Source organism: Chromobacterium vaccinii (assembly GCF_001855275.1).
GTDB classification, from domain to species: Bacteria; Pseudomonadota; Gammaproteobacteria; order Burkholderiales; family Chromobacteriaceae; genus Chromobacterium; species Chromobacterium vaccinii.
On the sequence record NZ_CP017707.1, the window covers coordinates 1,977,011 to 1,991,560 of the forward strand.

The window sequence follows — 14,550 nt, forward strand, 5'->3', positions numbered from 1 at the left end:
AATGATAGCAAGCCCGGGGCGCGCCGTGATCGATATCATGCGCCGGGCGCCGCCATTCGGCGGTTCGAACAAGCGTTTTATTCGCATCCGAACGTCCATCCGCCAGTTATCAGGCATAAAAGTTTCAGTTACGTCGCCAACCAAGCCGATGAGAAGGGGTATAATTCGCTTTTGAAAATTGCCCAAGAGCCGCCAGACGCCCGCGTCAGGCCGGCCGCCCGCTCCGATGTTCCCCGGGATGTCGTCCGAGCGTTGAACTCTTCGCGCAATCGTTCTGTCGTCACAAGATCAACATGGAGATAGAGTAATGCCAGCAGAACAATCGAAAATCATCTACACCCTCACCGACGAAGCGCCGGCGCTGGCCACCAGTTCTTTCCTGCCTATCGTTCAGGCCTTCGCGGGCTCGGCCGGCGTCCAGGTGGATACCGCCGACATCTCCGTAGCCGCGCGCGTGCTGGCCGAATTCCCCGACTATCTGACCGACGAACAGAAAGCGCCGAATACCCTGGCCGAACTGGGCAAGCTGACGCTGCAGCCGGAAGCCAACATCATCAAGCTGCCCAACATCAGCGCCTCGGTGGCGCAGTTGGCCGCCTGCGTCAAGGAACTGCAGTCCAAGGGCTACAAGCTGCCCGACTACCCGGAAAATCCGGCCAACGACGAAGAAAAGGCGATCAAGGACCGCTACGCCAAGTGTCTGGGCTCGGCAGTCAACCCGGTGCTGCGCGAAGGCAACTCCGACCGCCGCGCGCCGCTGGCGGTGAAAAACTACGCCAAGAAGCACCCGCACTCGATGGGCGAATGGAAGCAGTGGTCGCAGACTCATGTCTCCCACATGCACCACGGCGATTTCTACCACGGCGAAAAGTCCATCACGCTGGACAAGGCGCGCGACGTCAAGATGGAGCTGGTGACCAAGAGCGGCCAGACCATCGTGCTGAAGCCCAAGGTGGCGCTGCAGAACGGCGAAATCATCGACTCGATGTTCATGAGCAAGAAAGCGCTGTGCGAATTCTACGAGCGCGAGATGGAAGACTGCCGCGAGGCCGGCATCCTGTTCTCCCTGCACGTGAAGGCCACCATGATGAAGGTGTCTCACCCCATCGTGTTCGGCCACTGCGTCAAGATCTACTACAAGGACGCGTTCGAGAAGCACGGCAAGCTGTTCGACGAGCTGGGCGTCAACGTCAACAACGGCATGGCAACGCTGTACGAGAAGATCGAAACCCTGCCTGCCTCCAAGCGCGAAGAGATCATCCGCGACCTGCACGCCTGCCAGGAACACCGTCCACGCCTGGCGATGGTCGACTCCGCCAAGGGCATCACCAACTTCCACTCGCCGAACGACGTGATCGTGGACGCCTCGATGCCGGCGATGATCCGCGCCGGCGGCAAGATGTGGGGCGCCGACGGCAAGCCTTACGACTGCAAGGCAGTGATGCCGGAATCGACTTTCGCCCGCATCTACCAGGAGATGATCAACTTCTGCAAATGGCACGGCAATTTCGACCCGCGCACCATGGGCACCGTGCCCAACGTCGGCCTGATGGCGCAGAAAGCCGAAGAATACGGCTCGCACGACAAGACCTATGAAATCCAGGCCGACGGCGTCGCCAACATCGTCGACCTCGCCACCGGCGAAGTGCTGCTGAGCCAAAACGTGGAAGCCGGCGACATCTGGCGCATGTGCCAGGTCAAGGACGCGCCGATCCGCGACTGGGTCAAGCTGGCCGTGACCCGCGCCCGCAACTCCGGCATGCCGGCGGTGTTCTGGCTGGACCCGTATCGCCCGCACGAGAACGAACTGATCAAGAAGGTGCAAACCTACCTGAAGGATTACGACACCAACGGCCTGGACATCCACATCATGTCCCAGGTTCGCGCGATGCGCTTCACGCTGGAGCGCGTGGCTCGCGGCCTGGATACCATCTCGGTCACCGGCAACATCCTGCGCGACTACCTGACCGACCTGTTCCCGATCATGGAGCTGGGCACCTCGGCCAAGATGCTGTCCATCGTGCCGCTGATGGCTGGCGGCGGCATGTACGAAACCGGAGCCGGCGGTTCCGCGCCCAAGCACGTGCAACAGTTGCTGGAAGAGAACCACCTGCGCTGGGACTCGCTCGGCGAATTCCTGGCGCTGGCGGTGTCTCTGGAAGATCTGGGCATCAAGACCGGCAACGCCAAGGCCAAAGTATTGGCCAAGACGCTGGACCTGGCCACCGGCAAGCTGCTGGACGAGAACAAGTCCCCGTCCCGCCGCACCGGCGAGCTGGACAACCGCGGCAGCCAGTTCTACCTGTCGATGTACTGGGCCCAGGCGCTGGCCGCGCAAGCCGACGACAAGGAGCTGCAAGCCCGCTTCGCGCCTGTCGCCAAGCAACTGGCCGACAACGAGCAGAAGATCCTGGCCGAACTGAAGGCCGTGCAGGGCAAAGCGGCCGATATCGGCGGCTACTATCTGCCGGACCCAGCCAAGTGCGCTGCGGTGATGCGCCCCAGCGCCACCTTCAACGCGGCGATCTCCTCCGTGCAGGCCTAAAACCTGGCCCGCAGACCACAAGCCCCCGGTTGTCGGGGGCTTTTTTCATGCCCGCGCTCGCGGCCAATCAACGCCAATCGCCGGCGAGCGCCCGCGCCGCCTCCAGCGTCATCGTCTTCGCCGCATCCGGCCGCTTGCCTCCGCGCCAAGCCATCATCAGCCGCCAATGGCCCAGTTCCGGCTCCTGCAACGGCAATTCCCGCAGCGCGCCCCACTCCAGCTCCTGCCTCACCGCCAGGCGCGGCACGAAGGCCACATAACCGTGCCAGAGGGCCAGATCGCGCGCGGCCGAGGCCGGTTGCGGCAGATGGATGGGCCTGCTCGCCGCGCGCAGCCGCCTCAGACGGCGAACCAGTTCCTCGGCGCCGTTTCCCCAGTTCTGCGGCGCCAACGGATATTCCGCCAATCGGCCAAGCGGTAGTTCCCGTCCCACACCCGCCAACGGGTGGGAAGGAGCCGCCACCGCCACAATCGGCGAATCGCACAATGCTTCCAGCTCCAATCCGGAAACAGCGGGACCTTGCAACACAAAACCGATATCCAGCTCGCCGCCCAGCAATTGCTGCAGGATTTGGGGCGAATGATCGGTATCGCAGCGGATTTCCAGCGGCGCCTCGGCCAGCTTCGCCAGCAAGGGACCAAACACCACCCCAGCCAAAGAAGGCAGACAAGCCACCCGGACTCTCGGCAGCCCTTCCGCCCCGGCCAAACGCTCCCGTCCCTCGGCCAGCGCGTCCAATGCCGCTCGCGCCGCGGGAAGAAAAGCCATGCAGGCCGCAGTCGGCTCCGCGCCGCGGCGATGCCGGCTGAACAGCCTCGCGCCCAGCCGCGTCTCCAGCAAAGCGACTCGCTGGCTGGCCTGCGGCTGCGACCAGCCTCTGCGCGCAGCCGCCTGGCTGAAACTGCCCAATTCGGCCACGTCCAGCAGCAACTCCAGATCATCCAGACTCACAGACATAATAAAAATCCATGGCAAATATTTTAGCCAACGCGTTACATGATAGCTCTCAGCCTCCGACAATGGACTCACTCCCATTCGACGGAAAAAAGAGAAAGACATGCGGCATATCCAGACCGAACGACTGCTGCTGCGCGCCGTCGGCGCCGGCGACGCCGAAGCGCTGTACGCGATCTTCGGCGATCCCGAAACCAACCGCTACAACCCGCATGGCCCCTACCCTTCTCCCGAGCATGCCCGCATGACGCTGGCCGGCTGGACGGAAGAGTGGGAGCGGCATGGTTTCGGCCGCTGGGCAGTCGCCGACAAAGAAGAGCCGAATAGGATCATCGGCTTTGGCGGTCTCAACTACAGCGACTACGGCGGGCAAGACAGGCTGAGCCTGGGCTATCGCTTCGCGCCTTCAGCCTGGGGGCGGGGATTGGCCAGCGAAATGGCCCGGCAAGCGCTGCGCTGCGCGTTCGAGGCCCTGGTCGCGCCTGCCGTGTTCGCCAAGGTCCGTCCGGCCAATCTGCCCTCGATCCGAGTATTGCAGCGGCAGGGCTTCAGCCATCACGGCAGCCTGCGCGACATTCCCGCCGCGCCGGCGTCATTGGTCTATATTTCGCGTGCGCCAGCCAAGTAGGCCGCCACGAAAATGAAAAGCCCGCCATAGGCGGGCTTTGAAATATGCCTTGCAGCCCACCACGCGGCGGGACTGAATCCAGAACTGACTTACGCGTTCTGAATATTGGACGCTTGCTTACCTTTCGGGCCGGACACCACTTCAAAGCTCACACGCTGACCCTCTTTCAGGGTCTTGAAGCCTTGCATGTTGATGGCCGAGAAATGGGCGAACAGATCCTCGCCACCTTCGTCCGGGGTAATAAAGCCGAAGCCTTTTGCGTCATTGAACCACTTCACGGTACCAAATGCCATTTAACTTCCTTGCGAAAAAAAGGCTGGTGAAGCCGACCAACTTAGAGCTTAATAGAGTTTGACAAAATGCTGTGCTGCAAAATGCCAAACAGTTAAGCCAAGCACCAGCTGCATTTCTACGCAAGCACGGCGACGGCGTCAAGTGATTGCGATCTTGAGAGCCCCCTTGAAAAAAAGTCTGGGGGAACCAAAATTGAAGTGAGGCACCGTTTCAGTGAAAGTCGACATGTCCACCTCGGTCAAAGACGATGCCCAGCTTGAGGCGTCACGGGTTAGGGAAAACCCACCCCCGATGTATAAGGTGTTGTTATTGAACGATGATTTTACCCCAATGGACTTCGTGGTGCAGGTTCTCCAACAGTTCTTCTACATGAACAGAGAGAAGGCCACCCAGATCATGCTGCAAGTCCACACGCAAGGTCACGGCGTGTGTGGCGTTTATACCAAAGACGTGGCTGCAACGAAGGTCGAGCAGGTGTTGCAATATGCGAAAGCGCATCAGCATCCGCTTCAGTGCGTAATGGAGGAAAACTGATGATTGCCCAGGAGCTTGAAGTAAGCCTGCACATGGCGTTCATGGACGCACGGCGCAAGCGCCACGAGTTCATCAGCGTGGAGCATTTGCTGCTCGCGATGACCGACAACCCGTCGGCCGCAGAAGTCTTGCGGGCCTGCGGCGCCAATATCGACCAACTCAAGAAGCAGCTGACCGACTTCATCGATGAGCACACTCCCACCGTGCCCGGCGAGGCGGAAGTCGAAACCCAGCCGACGCTTGGATTCCAACGCGTGATCCAGCGCGCGATCCTGCACGTGCAGTCGTCGGGCAAGAAGGAAGTGTCCGGCGCCAACATTCTGGTCGCCATCTTCGGCGAGAAGGATTCGCACGCGGTGTACTACCTGCACCAGCAAGGCATCTCGCGGCTGGACGTCGTCAACTTCATCTCGCACGGCATCACCAAGCAGCGGTCGCAGCAGCCGCCGCAGGAGCCGCGCGACAGCGGCAACAACGACGCTGACGGCGAGGAGCAGGCCACCGGGCCTGGAGGGGCGCTGGAAAACTACACCCAGAACCTCAACCAGATGGCCCGCGACGGCAAGATCGATCCCTTGATCGGCCGCGAGCACGAGCTTGAGCGCACGGTGCAGATCCTGTGCCGCCGCCGCAAGAACAATCCGCTGCTGGTCGGCGAAGCCGGGGTCGGCAAGACCGCCATCGCCGAAGGCCTGGCGCGCCGCATCGTCGGCGGCGAGGTGCCGGAGATCCTGTCCAAATCCACCGTTTACGCGCTGGACATGGGCGCCCTGCTGGCCGGCACCAAGTACCGCGGCGATTTCGAGCAGCGGCTGAAGGCGGTGATCAAGCAACTGACCGAGGACACCAACGCGATCCTGTTCATCGACGAGATCCACACGCTGATCGGCGCCGGCGCGGCGTCTGGCGGCACGCTGGACGCGTCCAACCTGCTGAAGCCGGCGCTGTCCAACGGCAGCCTGCGCTGCATAGGCGCGACCACGTACAACGAGTATCGCGGCATCTTCGAGAAGGACAACGCGCTGTCCCGCCGTTTCCAGAAGATAGACGTCACCGAGCCGACGGTGCAACAGACGGTGGAAATCCTGAAGGGCCTGAAGTCGCGCTTCGAAGCCCACCACGGCGTCAAGTACACGCAATCGGCGCTGTCCACCGCGGCGGAGCTGTCGGCGCGCTACATCAACGACCGCCACCTGCCGGACAAGGCCATCGACGTGATCGACGAGGCCGGCGCCGCGCAGAAGATCCTGCCCAAGTCGCGGCAGAAGAAGGTGATCAACAAGTCGGAGATCGAAGAGATCGTCGCCAAGATCGCCCGCATTCCGCCGAAGACGGTCTCCAGCGACGACAAGAACGTGCTGAAGAACCTTGAGCGCGATCTGAAGAACGTGGTGTTCGGCCAGGAGAAAGCGATCGAAGGCCTGGCCAGCGCGATCAAGATGACCCGCTCCGGCCTTGGCAACCCGCAGAAGCCGATCGGATCGTTCCTGTTCTCCGGCCCCACCGGCGTCGGCAAGACCGAGCTGGCGCGCCAGCTGGCCTACATCCTCGGCGTCGAGCTCATCCGCTTCGACATGTCCGAGTACATGGAACGCCACGCGGTGTCGCGGCTGATCGGCGCGCCTCCGGGCTATGTCGGCTTCGAACAGGGCGGCCAGTTGACCGAGGCCATCAACAAGCATCCGTACGCGGTGGTGCTGCTGGACGAGATCGAAAAAGCGCATCCGGACATCTACAACGTGCTGTTGCAGGTGATGGACCACGGCACGCTGACCGACAACAACGGCCGCAAGGCGGATTTCCGCAACGTGGTGCTGATCATGACCACCAATGCCGGCGCCGAATCGTTGTCCAAGCCTTCGCTGGGCTTTACCCAGACCAAGGCCGCCGGCGACGAGATGGGCGACATCAAGCGGCTGTTCAGCCCCGAGTTCCGCAACCGTCTGGATGCCATCATCCCGTTCGGCGTGCTGGACGAGCAGATCATCCTGCAGGTGGTGGACAAGTTCCTGATGCAGCTGGAACAGCAACTGTCGGAGAAGCACGTCGACATCCACTTCACCGACGAGCTGCGCCGCTACCTGGCGAAGAACGGCTTCGACCCGCTGATGGGCGCGCGTCCGATGGCCCGACTGATCCAGGACACGCTGCGCAAGGCGTTGGCCGACGAGCTGCTGTTCGGCCGGCTGGTGGCTGGCGGCGAAGTCACCATCACCGTGGCCGACGACAAGGTGGAGCTGTTGTTCGACCAGAGCGCGCTGGCGGCGGAACCCGTCTGATCGCGATCAACCTGCCCGCAACAGAAGACCCGGCCATGCCGGGTCTTTTTATTTCCCACGCCGAGGAAAGAAAATCCGGCCTCAGCCGCGCGGATGGTGGCGCGCGTGCAGCTGCTTCAGCCGCTCCCGCGCGACGTGGGTGTAAATCTGGGTGGTGGAGATGTCGGAATGGCCCAGCAGCAGCTGCACCACCCGCAGGTCGGCGCCGTGGTTGACCAGATGGGTGGCGAAAGCGTGGCGCAGAACGTGCGGACTGACCTTGGACAGGCCCTGGCGGCTGGCGTATTGCGAAATCAGGTGCCAGGCCATCTGGCGCGTCATTCCGGCCTTGCGCTGGGTGACGAACACCGCGTCGCACGGGCGCCCGGCCAGCAACAGCGGCCGCGCCTCCTTCAGGTAGCGCAGCAACCAGTCCTGAGCGATTTCGCCGAGCGGCACCAGCCGCTCCTTGCTGCCCTTGCCCATCGTCTTCACCACGCCATCCAGCAGGTTCAGTTGGTTCAGCGTCATGCCCACCAGTTCCGACACCCGCAGGCCGCTGGCGTACAACACCTCCAGCATCGCCCGGTCCCGCAGGCCGAGCGGCGTCTCCGTATCCGGCGCGTCCAGCAGCGCTTCGACGTCGACCTCGGACAGCGATTTGGGCAGACGCTGCCCGCGTTTGGGCGACGCCAGCCTGGCGCTGGGATCGTCGGAGCGGATGCCGCTGCGCAGCAGGTGCTGGCAATAGCGGCGCAGGGCCGAAATCAGCCGCGCGCGGGTGGCCGGCTTCTCGCTGGCCACGCCGGCCAGCAGCGCCCGCTCGAGATCCGCCGGCCCGGCCGCCTCCAGCGTCGCGCCCTGCTCGGCCAGCCTGGCGGCCAGCTTGGACAAATCGCGCCGGTAGGCGGCCAGCGTGTTCTGCGACAGTCCGTCCTCCAGCCACAGCTGGTCGAGGAAGCCGTCGATGCTGTCCTTATCCGAGCTCATGCCGCAGCAGCCATTTCTTGATGTCCAGCGTCTCGTCGCCGGTAGACTGGTTGAAGCCGCCTAGGCCGGCGCTCGCCACAACACGGTGGCAGGGCACGATGACGGGGATGGGGTTGCGGCCGCAAGCGCCGCCCACCGCGCGCGGCGACGACGACAGGTCCCGGGATAGATCCAGGTAGCGACGGGTTTGGCCGCAGGGGATCGCCGAAATCCGCTCCCACACCCGCAGTTGGTACGGCGTGCCGTCCAGCCGCCACGGCACGGTGAAGACATGGCGCGGATCGGCGTAATAGGCGTCCAGCTGCCTCGCCACCTCCGCTTCCAGGCTGCCCGGCTCAGGCGGACGCAAGACCGCGTCCGCCGGCAGGAAACGCAGCTCGCGCAACGCGCCGGCTTCGCTGCGCACGCCCAAGCGCCCGAACGGCGCCGCGATCACCACCCGATAGTCCATTTCCCTTCCCCCAATAAAAAAAGCGCAAGGCCAGGCCTTGCGCTTTGATGATAGCGGCTGTCGCCGGCAGGATTAACCCTGCTTGCGGGCCGGCAGCTTTTCTTTGATGCGTGCGGACTTGCCGGTACGACCACGCAGGTAGTACAGCTTGGCGCGACGCACGTCGCCGCGGCGCTTCACTTCAACGGAAGCCACCAGCGGGGAGTAGGTCTGGAAGGTACGCTCAACGCCTTCGCCGGCGGACATCTTGCGCACGGTGAACGCGCTGTTCAGGCCGCGGTTACGCTTGGCGATCACAACGCCTTCGTAAGCCTGCAGACGCTCGCGGTTGCCTTCCTTTACCTTGACTTGAACCACGACGGTATCGCCCGGGGCGAATGCCGGCAGGGTCTTGCCCAGGCGTGCGATTTCTTCTTGCTCGAGTTTCTGGATCAGATCCATGTTTTACTCCGGTTTTTTACGGATATCTTGTTCCTGCTGGTACTCCGCCAGCAGCCGAGATTCCTGTTTTGTCAAAACGCGGTCTTGCAGCAGCTCGGGCCGACGTTTCCACGTCCGCCCCAGCGATTGCTTGAGCCGCCATTTGGCGATCAGGGCATGATTACCGGACAACAGCACGTCCGGCACCCGCATGCCTCGATACTCTTCGGGTCGGGTGTAATGCGGGCAGTCCAGGAGACCGTCCACAAATGAGTCTTCGTACGCCGATTGGGCGTCATTCAATACGCCCGGCAGCAGCCGGACCACCGCGTCGGCCAGCACCATCGCCGGCAATTCGCCGCCCGACAGCACGTAATCGCCGATCGAGATTTCCTCATCGACCTGGGTGGCGATCAGCCGCTCGTCTATGCCTTCGTAGCGGCCGCACAGCAGGATCAGGCCTTGCCGTTGCGACAGCTCCGCCGCCTTGGCGTGGCTGAGCCTGACGCCTTGCGGCGACAGGTAGACCACGTGGCTGGCTTCGACGCCGGCTTCGCGCTGGCGCGCGCGCGCGGCGTCTATCGCCTGCTCCAGCGGCTCGATCTGCATCACCATGCCGGGACCGCCGCCATAAGGCCGGTCGTCCACCCGACGATAATTGTCGTGGGTGAAGTCGCGCGGATTCCAGGCTTTGAAATGCCAGAGCCCCAAGTCAAGCGCCCGCTGGCTGACGCCAAAGCGGGCAATCGAATCGAACATCTCCGGGAACAGCGTCACCGCGTCGATCTGCATCAGTAATCCAGACCCCAGTCCACCAGGATGCGGCCTTCGGCCGGCACCACGTCCAGCACATACTGTTCCACGAACGGAATCAGCCGCTGCTGGCCATCGTCGCCCTTCACCACCAGCACGTCGTTGGCGCCGGTTTCGAGCAGATTGTCCACCTTGCCAAGCGTTTCGCCCTGCTGATTGACCACGGCCAGACCCATCAGGTCGTTCCAGTAGTACTCGTCATCGGCGGGGGCCGGCAGTTCGCTGCGCGGAACCGCGATCTGCGAACCGCGCAACAACTCGGCGGCATCTCTGCCTTCGACGCCTTCCAGCTTGGCGGCGAGCGCCTTGGGCTGGACAGCGCCGTTCTCAAATGTATACGGCTTCCAGCTGCCGTTCTTGCCCAGCCACCAGACCGGGTAATCGAACAGGCCGTCAGCGTATTCGGTATCGGCGTGGATTTTCACCCAGCCCTTGATACCGAAGGCGCCGCGCACAAAGCCCATTACTACGAGATCTTCGTCGCGCATGCGCCCAATTCCGTCTTGATGTCGGATAGCCGGATTAAGCGGCTACGACTTTCTGCTCTTTCAGCAGCTTGGCAACGGAGTCGGACAGCTGTGCGCCAACGCCGACCCAGTAGTTCAGACGGTCCATGGTGAAGCGGACGCGCTCTTGCTTCTCGTTGGCTACCGGGTTGTAGAAGCCAACGCGCTCGATGAAGCGACCGTCACGACGGTTGCGGGAATCGGTCACCACGATGTTGTAGAACGGACGGTTCTTGGCGCCGCCGCGGGCCAGACGAATCACTACCATTGTCGATTGTCCTTGAAAAAAACGGGATATAGAAAAGCCCACGATTTTATGGCAGATTTCCCTTATCTTGCAAGCGCTTAATGCAAGACCGTCCCGAAGCGCCCGCTTACAGCGTCTTCAGCACCAGCGTCAGCGCCCTATCCTCGGGGTGCGGCTCGACGCTAAATCCCAGTTTATGCATCAGTTTCAGCATGCCCTTGTTGCCGGCCAGGACTTCGCCGCGCATCAGCTTCAGCCCTTGTTCGCGCGCCGCGTCGAACAAGGCCTGCAGCAGCAAGGTGCCGATGCCGCGCCCCTGCCAGTCGTCGGCCACTTCCAGCGCGAACTCGCAGGCCTCGTTGTCCGGATCGGTGATGAAGCGCGCGACCGCCAGCATCTCCTCGCCGCCATCGCCTTCGCGCGTCATCGCCAGCGCCATCTCGCGGTCGTAGTCCAGCTGGGTGAAGCGGACCAGCATGCTTTGCGACAGCTGCTTGATGCTGGAAAGGTAGCGGTTGTAGCGGCTCTCCTCCGACAGGTTGCGGACGAAGGCCTGCTGCATGTCCGCGTCCTCGGGCCGGATCGGCCGTATCATCACCGGCGTGCCGTCGCGCAGCTTGGCGCACACCACCATATGAGTGGGATAAGGCATGATGGCCATGTGGCCGTAGCGTTTCTGGTCCGCGCGCGCCGGGCCGACGAAGATGCGCGCATCCAGCGCGATCACGCCCTGCTCGTCAGCCACCAGCGGATTGATGTCCATCTCCCGCAGTTGCGGCAGCTCGCACACCATCTCCGATACCTGCAGCAGCACGTGGCGCAGCTCGTCCACGTCCACCGGCGGCAGGTTCTTGAACGGCCCCAGCAATTGGCCGATGCGGGTTTGCCCTATCATGCTGTCCACCAGGTAGCCGTTCAGCGGCGGCAGCGACAGCGCCAGGTCGCGCATCACCTCCACCGCGATGCCGCCGGCGCCGAAGGCGATCACCGGACCGAGGCCGGCGTCGCGCGCCACGCCCACCATCAGCTCGCGCGCGAAGCGGCGCTTGCGCATCGGCTGCACCGACACGCCGTCGACGCGGGCATCCGGCCGCGCCTGGCGGGTACGGGCGATGATGGCGTCGAAGGCGGCGCGCAGCGTCTCCTCATTGCTGATATTGAGCTCAACCCCGCCGACGTCGGACTTGTAGATGATGTCCGGCGAATCGATCTTCAGCACCACCGGATAGCCGATCTTGGCTGCCTGCTTGACCGCCTGGTCGGCGGTGCGGGCCAGCGTGGTCGGATTGACCGGGATATGGAAGGCCGCCAGCACCTGCTTTGACTCCCGCTCCGACAGCACGGTGCGGCCTTCGGCCAGCGCCGCGTCCATCACCTTGCGCGCGGTGTTGACGTCCGGATCGTTCCGCAGCCCCTCCAGCGGCCCCGGCGTCTGCAACAGCAGTTGCTGGTTGCGCTGGTAGTCGGCCAGATGGCGGAACACCTCGATGCCGTATTCCGGCGCGCGGAAGTGGGCGCACTTGGCCTTGGAGAACAGCTCGCGGCTTTCCGACACCTTGGCGTCGCCCAGCCAGGACAGGAACAGCGGCTTGGTGGTCTCGCGCTGCAGGCCTATCATCAGCTGCGCGGTGGTCAGGTGGTCGGTGCCGGCCTGCGGCGTGAAGATCACCATCACGCCGTCCACGCCGGGATCGTCGACGCAGGCCTTGACCGCGGTGCGGAAGCGCATCGGGCTGGCGTCGCCGATGATGTCCAGCGGATTGCCGTGCGACCAATTGCGCGGCAGCACGCTGTCCAGCAGCTTGACCGTGCCGTCGCTCAGCTTGGCCAGTTCCACGCCGTAGTCGACGGCGCTGTCGGCGGCCAGCATGCCGGGGCCGAAGCCGTTGGTGACGATGGCCAGCCGCCGGCCGCCGACGCGGTAATTGGCGGCCAACACCTTGGCGGCGGTGAACAGCTGGGCGATGGACGACACCCGCAGCACGCCGGCGCGCGCCAGCGCGGCGTCGAAGGCGTCGCCGCTGGCCACCAGATTGCTGGCGTGGGTCAGGCCGCTGGCGTCGTTTTCGAAGCGGCCGGACTTGATCACCACCACCGGTTTGGTGCGGGCCGCGGCGCGCAGCGCCGACATGAAGCGGCGGGCGTCGTGGATGTGGTGAACATGCAACAGAATGCCCTGGGTGGCGTTATCCGCCACCAGGTAATCGAGAATTTCGCCGAAGCCGACGTCCAGCGCCCCGCCCAGCGGCACCACGCTGGAAAAGCCGATCTCCTTGCTGTCGGCCCAGTCCAGCATCGCCGCGCACAAGGCCGACGACTCCGACACCAGCGCCAGATTGCCCGGCCGCACCTTGCCGTTGTAATTGCTGGCGTTGAAGCCGGCCACCGGGCGCATCAGGCCCAACACGTTGGGGCCGAGGATGCGGATGCCGAAATGGCGGGCGATGGACAGGGCCTCGTTGATCAGCTCCTGCTCCAGCTGCTCGCTGTCGGAAAACTCCTTGGCCAGCAGCACCGCCTTGACGCCCTTCTTGCCGCAATCCTTGATCACGGCCGGCAGAGAGCGGATCGCCGTCACCACCACCGCCAGGTCCACCGGCTCCTCGATCTGCCGCACCGAGGCCACCGCCGGCAGGCCGCCCACCACCTTGTGATTGAGATTGACCGGGAACAGCTTGCCCTGGAAGGAGCTGGCCAGCAGATTGGCAAACACCGCCTGGCCGATCGAGCCCGTCCGGTCGCTGGCGCCGACCACGGCCACGGTGCGCGGGGAAAACAGCGGGGTCAGGTAATGCGGCCTCATGGGTGCTTGTCCTCGGAGATGATATCTATCGGTACCGGCTTGCCGGCGGGCGCGGATGCCGGCCATTCCGCCTGCAAGGTTACGTGATCTATGCAAAATTCGCGCGACAGCATCAGCTGGCATGCGGCCAGGATGCGCGGCCAGTCCTGCGGCGCGGCGATGCGCACATGGGCGGACAGCGCCGCCCGCTCGGCCGACATCGTCCACACGTGCAGATCATGGACCGAGCGGACGCCGGCGATGCCCGACAGCGCCTCGCCGATGCGGTTGTAGTCCAAATGCGCCGGCACGCCCTCCATCAACACGATCACCGCCTGGCGGATCAGGCGCCAGGCCGCCGCCAGCAGCAGCAACGCCACCAGGATGGACAGCAATGGGTCCGCCGCCGTCCAGCCGGTGAGGTAGATGATCACGCCGGACGCGATGGCGGCCACCGAGCCGAACAAATCGCCCAGCACATGCAACAGCGCCGCCCGGCTGTTCAGCGAATGCGCGCCGCGGCTGAGCACCCAGGCCGCCAGCACATTGACCGCCAGGCCGATCGCGGCGATCAGCATCACGCCCATCCCGTTCACCGCCTGCGGCCGCAGCAGCCGCTCCGCAGCCTCCGCGACGATGAAGACCGACAGCCCGAACAGCAGCAGGCTGTTCAGCAGCGCGCCCAGCACCTCGGCCCGGCCATGGCCGAACGACAGCCGGTCGGTGGCCGGCCGGCTGCCGATGCGGGCCGCCCACAGCGCCAGCAGCAGCGACAGCGAATCGGTCAACATGTGGCCGGCGTCGGACAACAGCGCCAGCGAGCCGCTCCACCAGCCTCCCAGCGCCTCCACCAGCGCGAAGCCGCAAGTCAACGCCAACACCTTGGCCAGCGCGCGGCTGCTCAGCCGCCGGCCGTCTCCGCCCTCCGGACCGCCGTGGCGGTGCAGATGCGAGTGGTTGGCGTCGTGATCGTCGTCGTGGGCGTGATCCACGCCGTCCTCATCATGCAGATGGAAACCAGGCGTCATTTTGACCTCCGACAAACCACTGACAGATGCATTTCAGCCACGGCGCCCGGTGAAATTAACCCAGTGCGATACCCAGCCAGTGGCGCAAGCTTTACAATA

General features: G+C 63.9%; 14 protein-coding genes. 4 read left to right on the forward strand and 10 right to left on the reverse strand.

Going from position 1 to position 14,550, the window contains the following annotated elements; all coding sequences use genetic code 11:
* Window positions 1-307: 307 nt before the first annotated feature.
* Window positions 308-2,545, forward strand: coding sequence for an NADP-dependent isocitrate dehydrogenase (locus BKX93_RS09170; protein WP_046158982.1), 2,238 nt, complete (start codon window positions 308-310; stop codon window positions 2,543-2,545).
* Window positions 2,546-2,612: 67 nt separating this feature from the next.
* On the opposite strand, the gene BKX93_RS09175 is transcribed toward BKX93_RS09170, so the two are convergent.
* Entirely contained in the window at window positions 2,613-3,503 is an 891-nt protein-coding gene (locus BKX93_RS09175; protein WP_070979585.1) for a LysR family transcriptional regulator, read from the reverse strand.
* Window positions 3,504-3,603: 100 nt separating this feature from the next.
* On the opposite strand from BKX93_RS09175, the gene BKX93_RS09180 reads away from it, so the two are divergent.
* A complete protein-coding gene (locus BKX93_RS09180) occupies window positions 3,604-4,128 on the forward strand; it encodes a GNAT family N-acetyltransferase (RefSeq protein ID WP_070979587.1) in 525 nt (174 codons plus the stop codon).
* 89 nt (window positions 4,129-4,217) lie between these two features.
* Here BKX93_RS09180 and BKX93_RS09185 read toward each other — a convergent pair whose 3' ends face one another.
* Complete coding sequence (locus BKX93_RS09185) at window positions 4,218-4,421, reverse strand: cold-shock protein (RefSeq protein ID WP_011137214.1); 204 nt, start codon at window positions 4,419-4,421, stop codon at window positions 4,218-4,220.
* A gap of 226 nt (window positions 4,422-4,647) precedes the next feature.
* Between BKX93_RS09185 and clpS the strand changes: the two genes are divergently transcribed.
* A complete protein-coding gene (clpS, locus tag BKX93_RS09190) occupies window positions 4,648-4,956 on the forward strand; it encodes an ATP-dependent Clp protease adapter ClpS (protein WP_021476693.1) in 309 nt (102 codons plus the stop codon).
* Window positions 4,956-7,235: an ATP-dependent Clp protease ATP-binding subunit ClpA gene (gene clpA / locus BKX93_RS09195; protein WP_070979588.1), complete on the forward strand. Its 2,280-nt coding sequence runs from the start codon at window positions 4,956-4,958 to the stop codon at window positions 7,233-7,235. The genes clpS and clpA overlap by 1 nt, the downstream gene beginning before the upstream one ends.
* An 81-nt stretch (window positions 7,236-7,316) precedes the next feature.
* On the opposite strand, the gene xerD is transcribed toward clpA, so the two are convergent.
* The 8 genes from xerD to BKX93_RS09235 all read right to left on the reverse strand — a co-directional run bounded on the left by xerD (window position 7,317) and on the right by BKX93_RS09235 (window position 14,451).
* Window positions 7,317-8,204 carry a site-specific tyrosine recombinase XerD gene (xerD, locus tag BKX93_RS09200; RefSeq protein WP_070979590.1) on the reverse strand — a complete coding sequence of 296 codons (888 nt, stop codon included), beginning with the start codon at window positions 8,202-8,204 and terminating at the stop codon, window positions 7,317-7,319.
* Complete coding sequence (locus BKX93_RS09205; protein ID WP_046166406.1) at window positions 8,191-8,655, reverse strand: methylated-DNA--[protein]-cysteine S-methyltransferase; 465 nt, start codon at window positions 8,653-8,655, stop codon at window positions 8,191-8,193. Before BKX93_RS09205 ends, xerD begins: the two co-directional genes overlap by 14 nt.
* A 72-nt stretch (window positions 8,656-8,727) precedes the next feature.
* Window positions 8,728-9,096, reverse strand: a complete 369-nt coding sequence (gene rplS, locus BKX93_RS09210) for a 50S ribosomal protein L19 (protein WP_021476697.1) — start codon at window positions 9,094-9,096, stop codon at window positions 8,728-8,730.
* 3 nt (window positions 9,097-9,099) lie between these two features.
* Window positions 9,100-9,867 carry a tRNA (guanosine(37)-N1)-methyltransferase TrmD gene (trmD, locus tag BKX93_RS09215; protein WP_046155480.1) on the reverse strand — a complete coding sequence of 256 codons (768 nt, stop codon included), beginning with the start codon at window positions 9,865-9,867 and terminating at the stop codon, window positions 9,100-9,102.
* Window positions 9,867-10,376: a ribosome maturation factor RimM gene (rimM, locus tag BKX93_RS09220; protein WP_052717293.1), complete on the reverse strand. Its 510-nt coding sequence runs from the start codon at window positions 10,374-10,376 to the stop codon at window positions 9,867-9,869. The genes trmD and rimM overlap by 1 nt, the downstream gene beginning before the upstream one ends.
* Before the next feature lie 34 nt (window positions 10,377-10,410).
* A complete protein-coding gene (rpsP, locus tag BKX93_RS09225) occupies window positions 10,411-10,662 on the reverse strand; it encodes a 30S ribosomal protein S16 (RefSeq protein ID WP_011137222.1) in 252 nt (83 codons plus the stop codon).
* A gap of 106 nt (window positions 10,663-10,768) precedes the next feature.
* Complete coding sequence (locus BKX93_RS09230) at window positions 10,769-13,444, reverse strand: bifunctional acetate--CoA ligase family protein/GNAT family N-acetyltransferase (protein WP_046155482.1); 2,676 nt, start codon at window positions 13,442-13,444, stop codon at window positions 10,769-10,771.
* Window positions 13,441-14,451 carry a cation diffusion facilitator family transporter gene (locus tag BKX93_RS09235; RefSeq protein ID WP_070979592.1) on the reverse strand — a complete coding sequence of 337 codons (1,011 nt, stop codon included), beginning with the start codon at window positions 14,449-14,451 and terminating at the stop codon, window positions 13,441-13,443. Before BKX93_RS09235 ends, BKX93_RS09230 begins: the two co-directional genes overlap by 4 nt.
* Window positions 14,452-14,550: the final 99 nt, after the last annotated feature.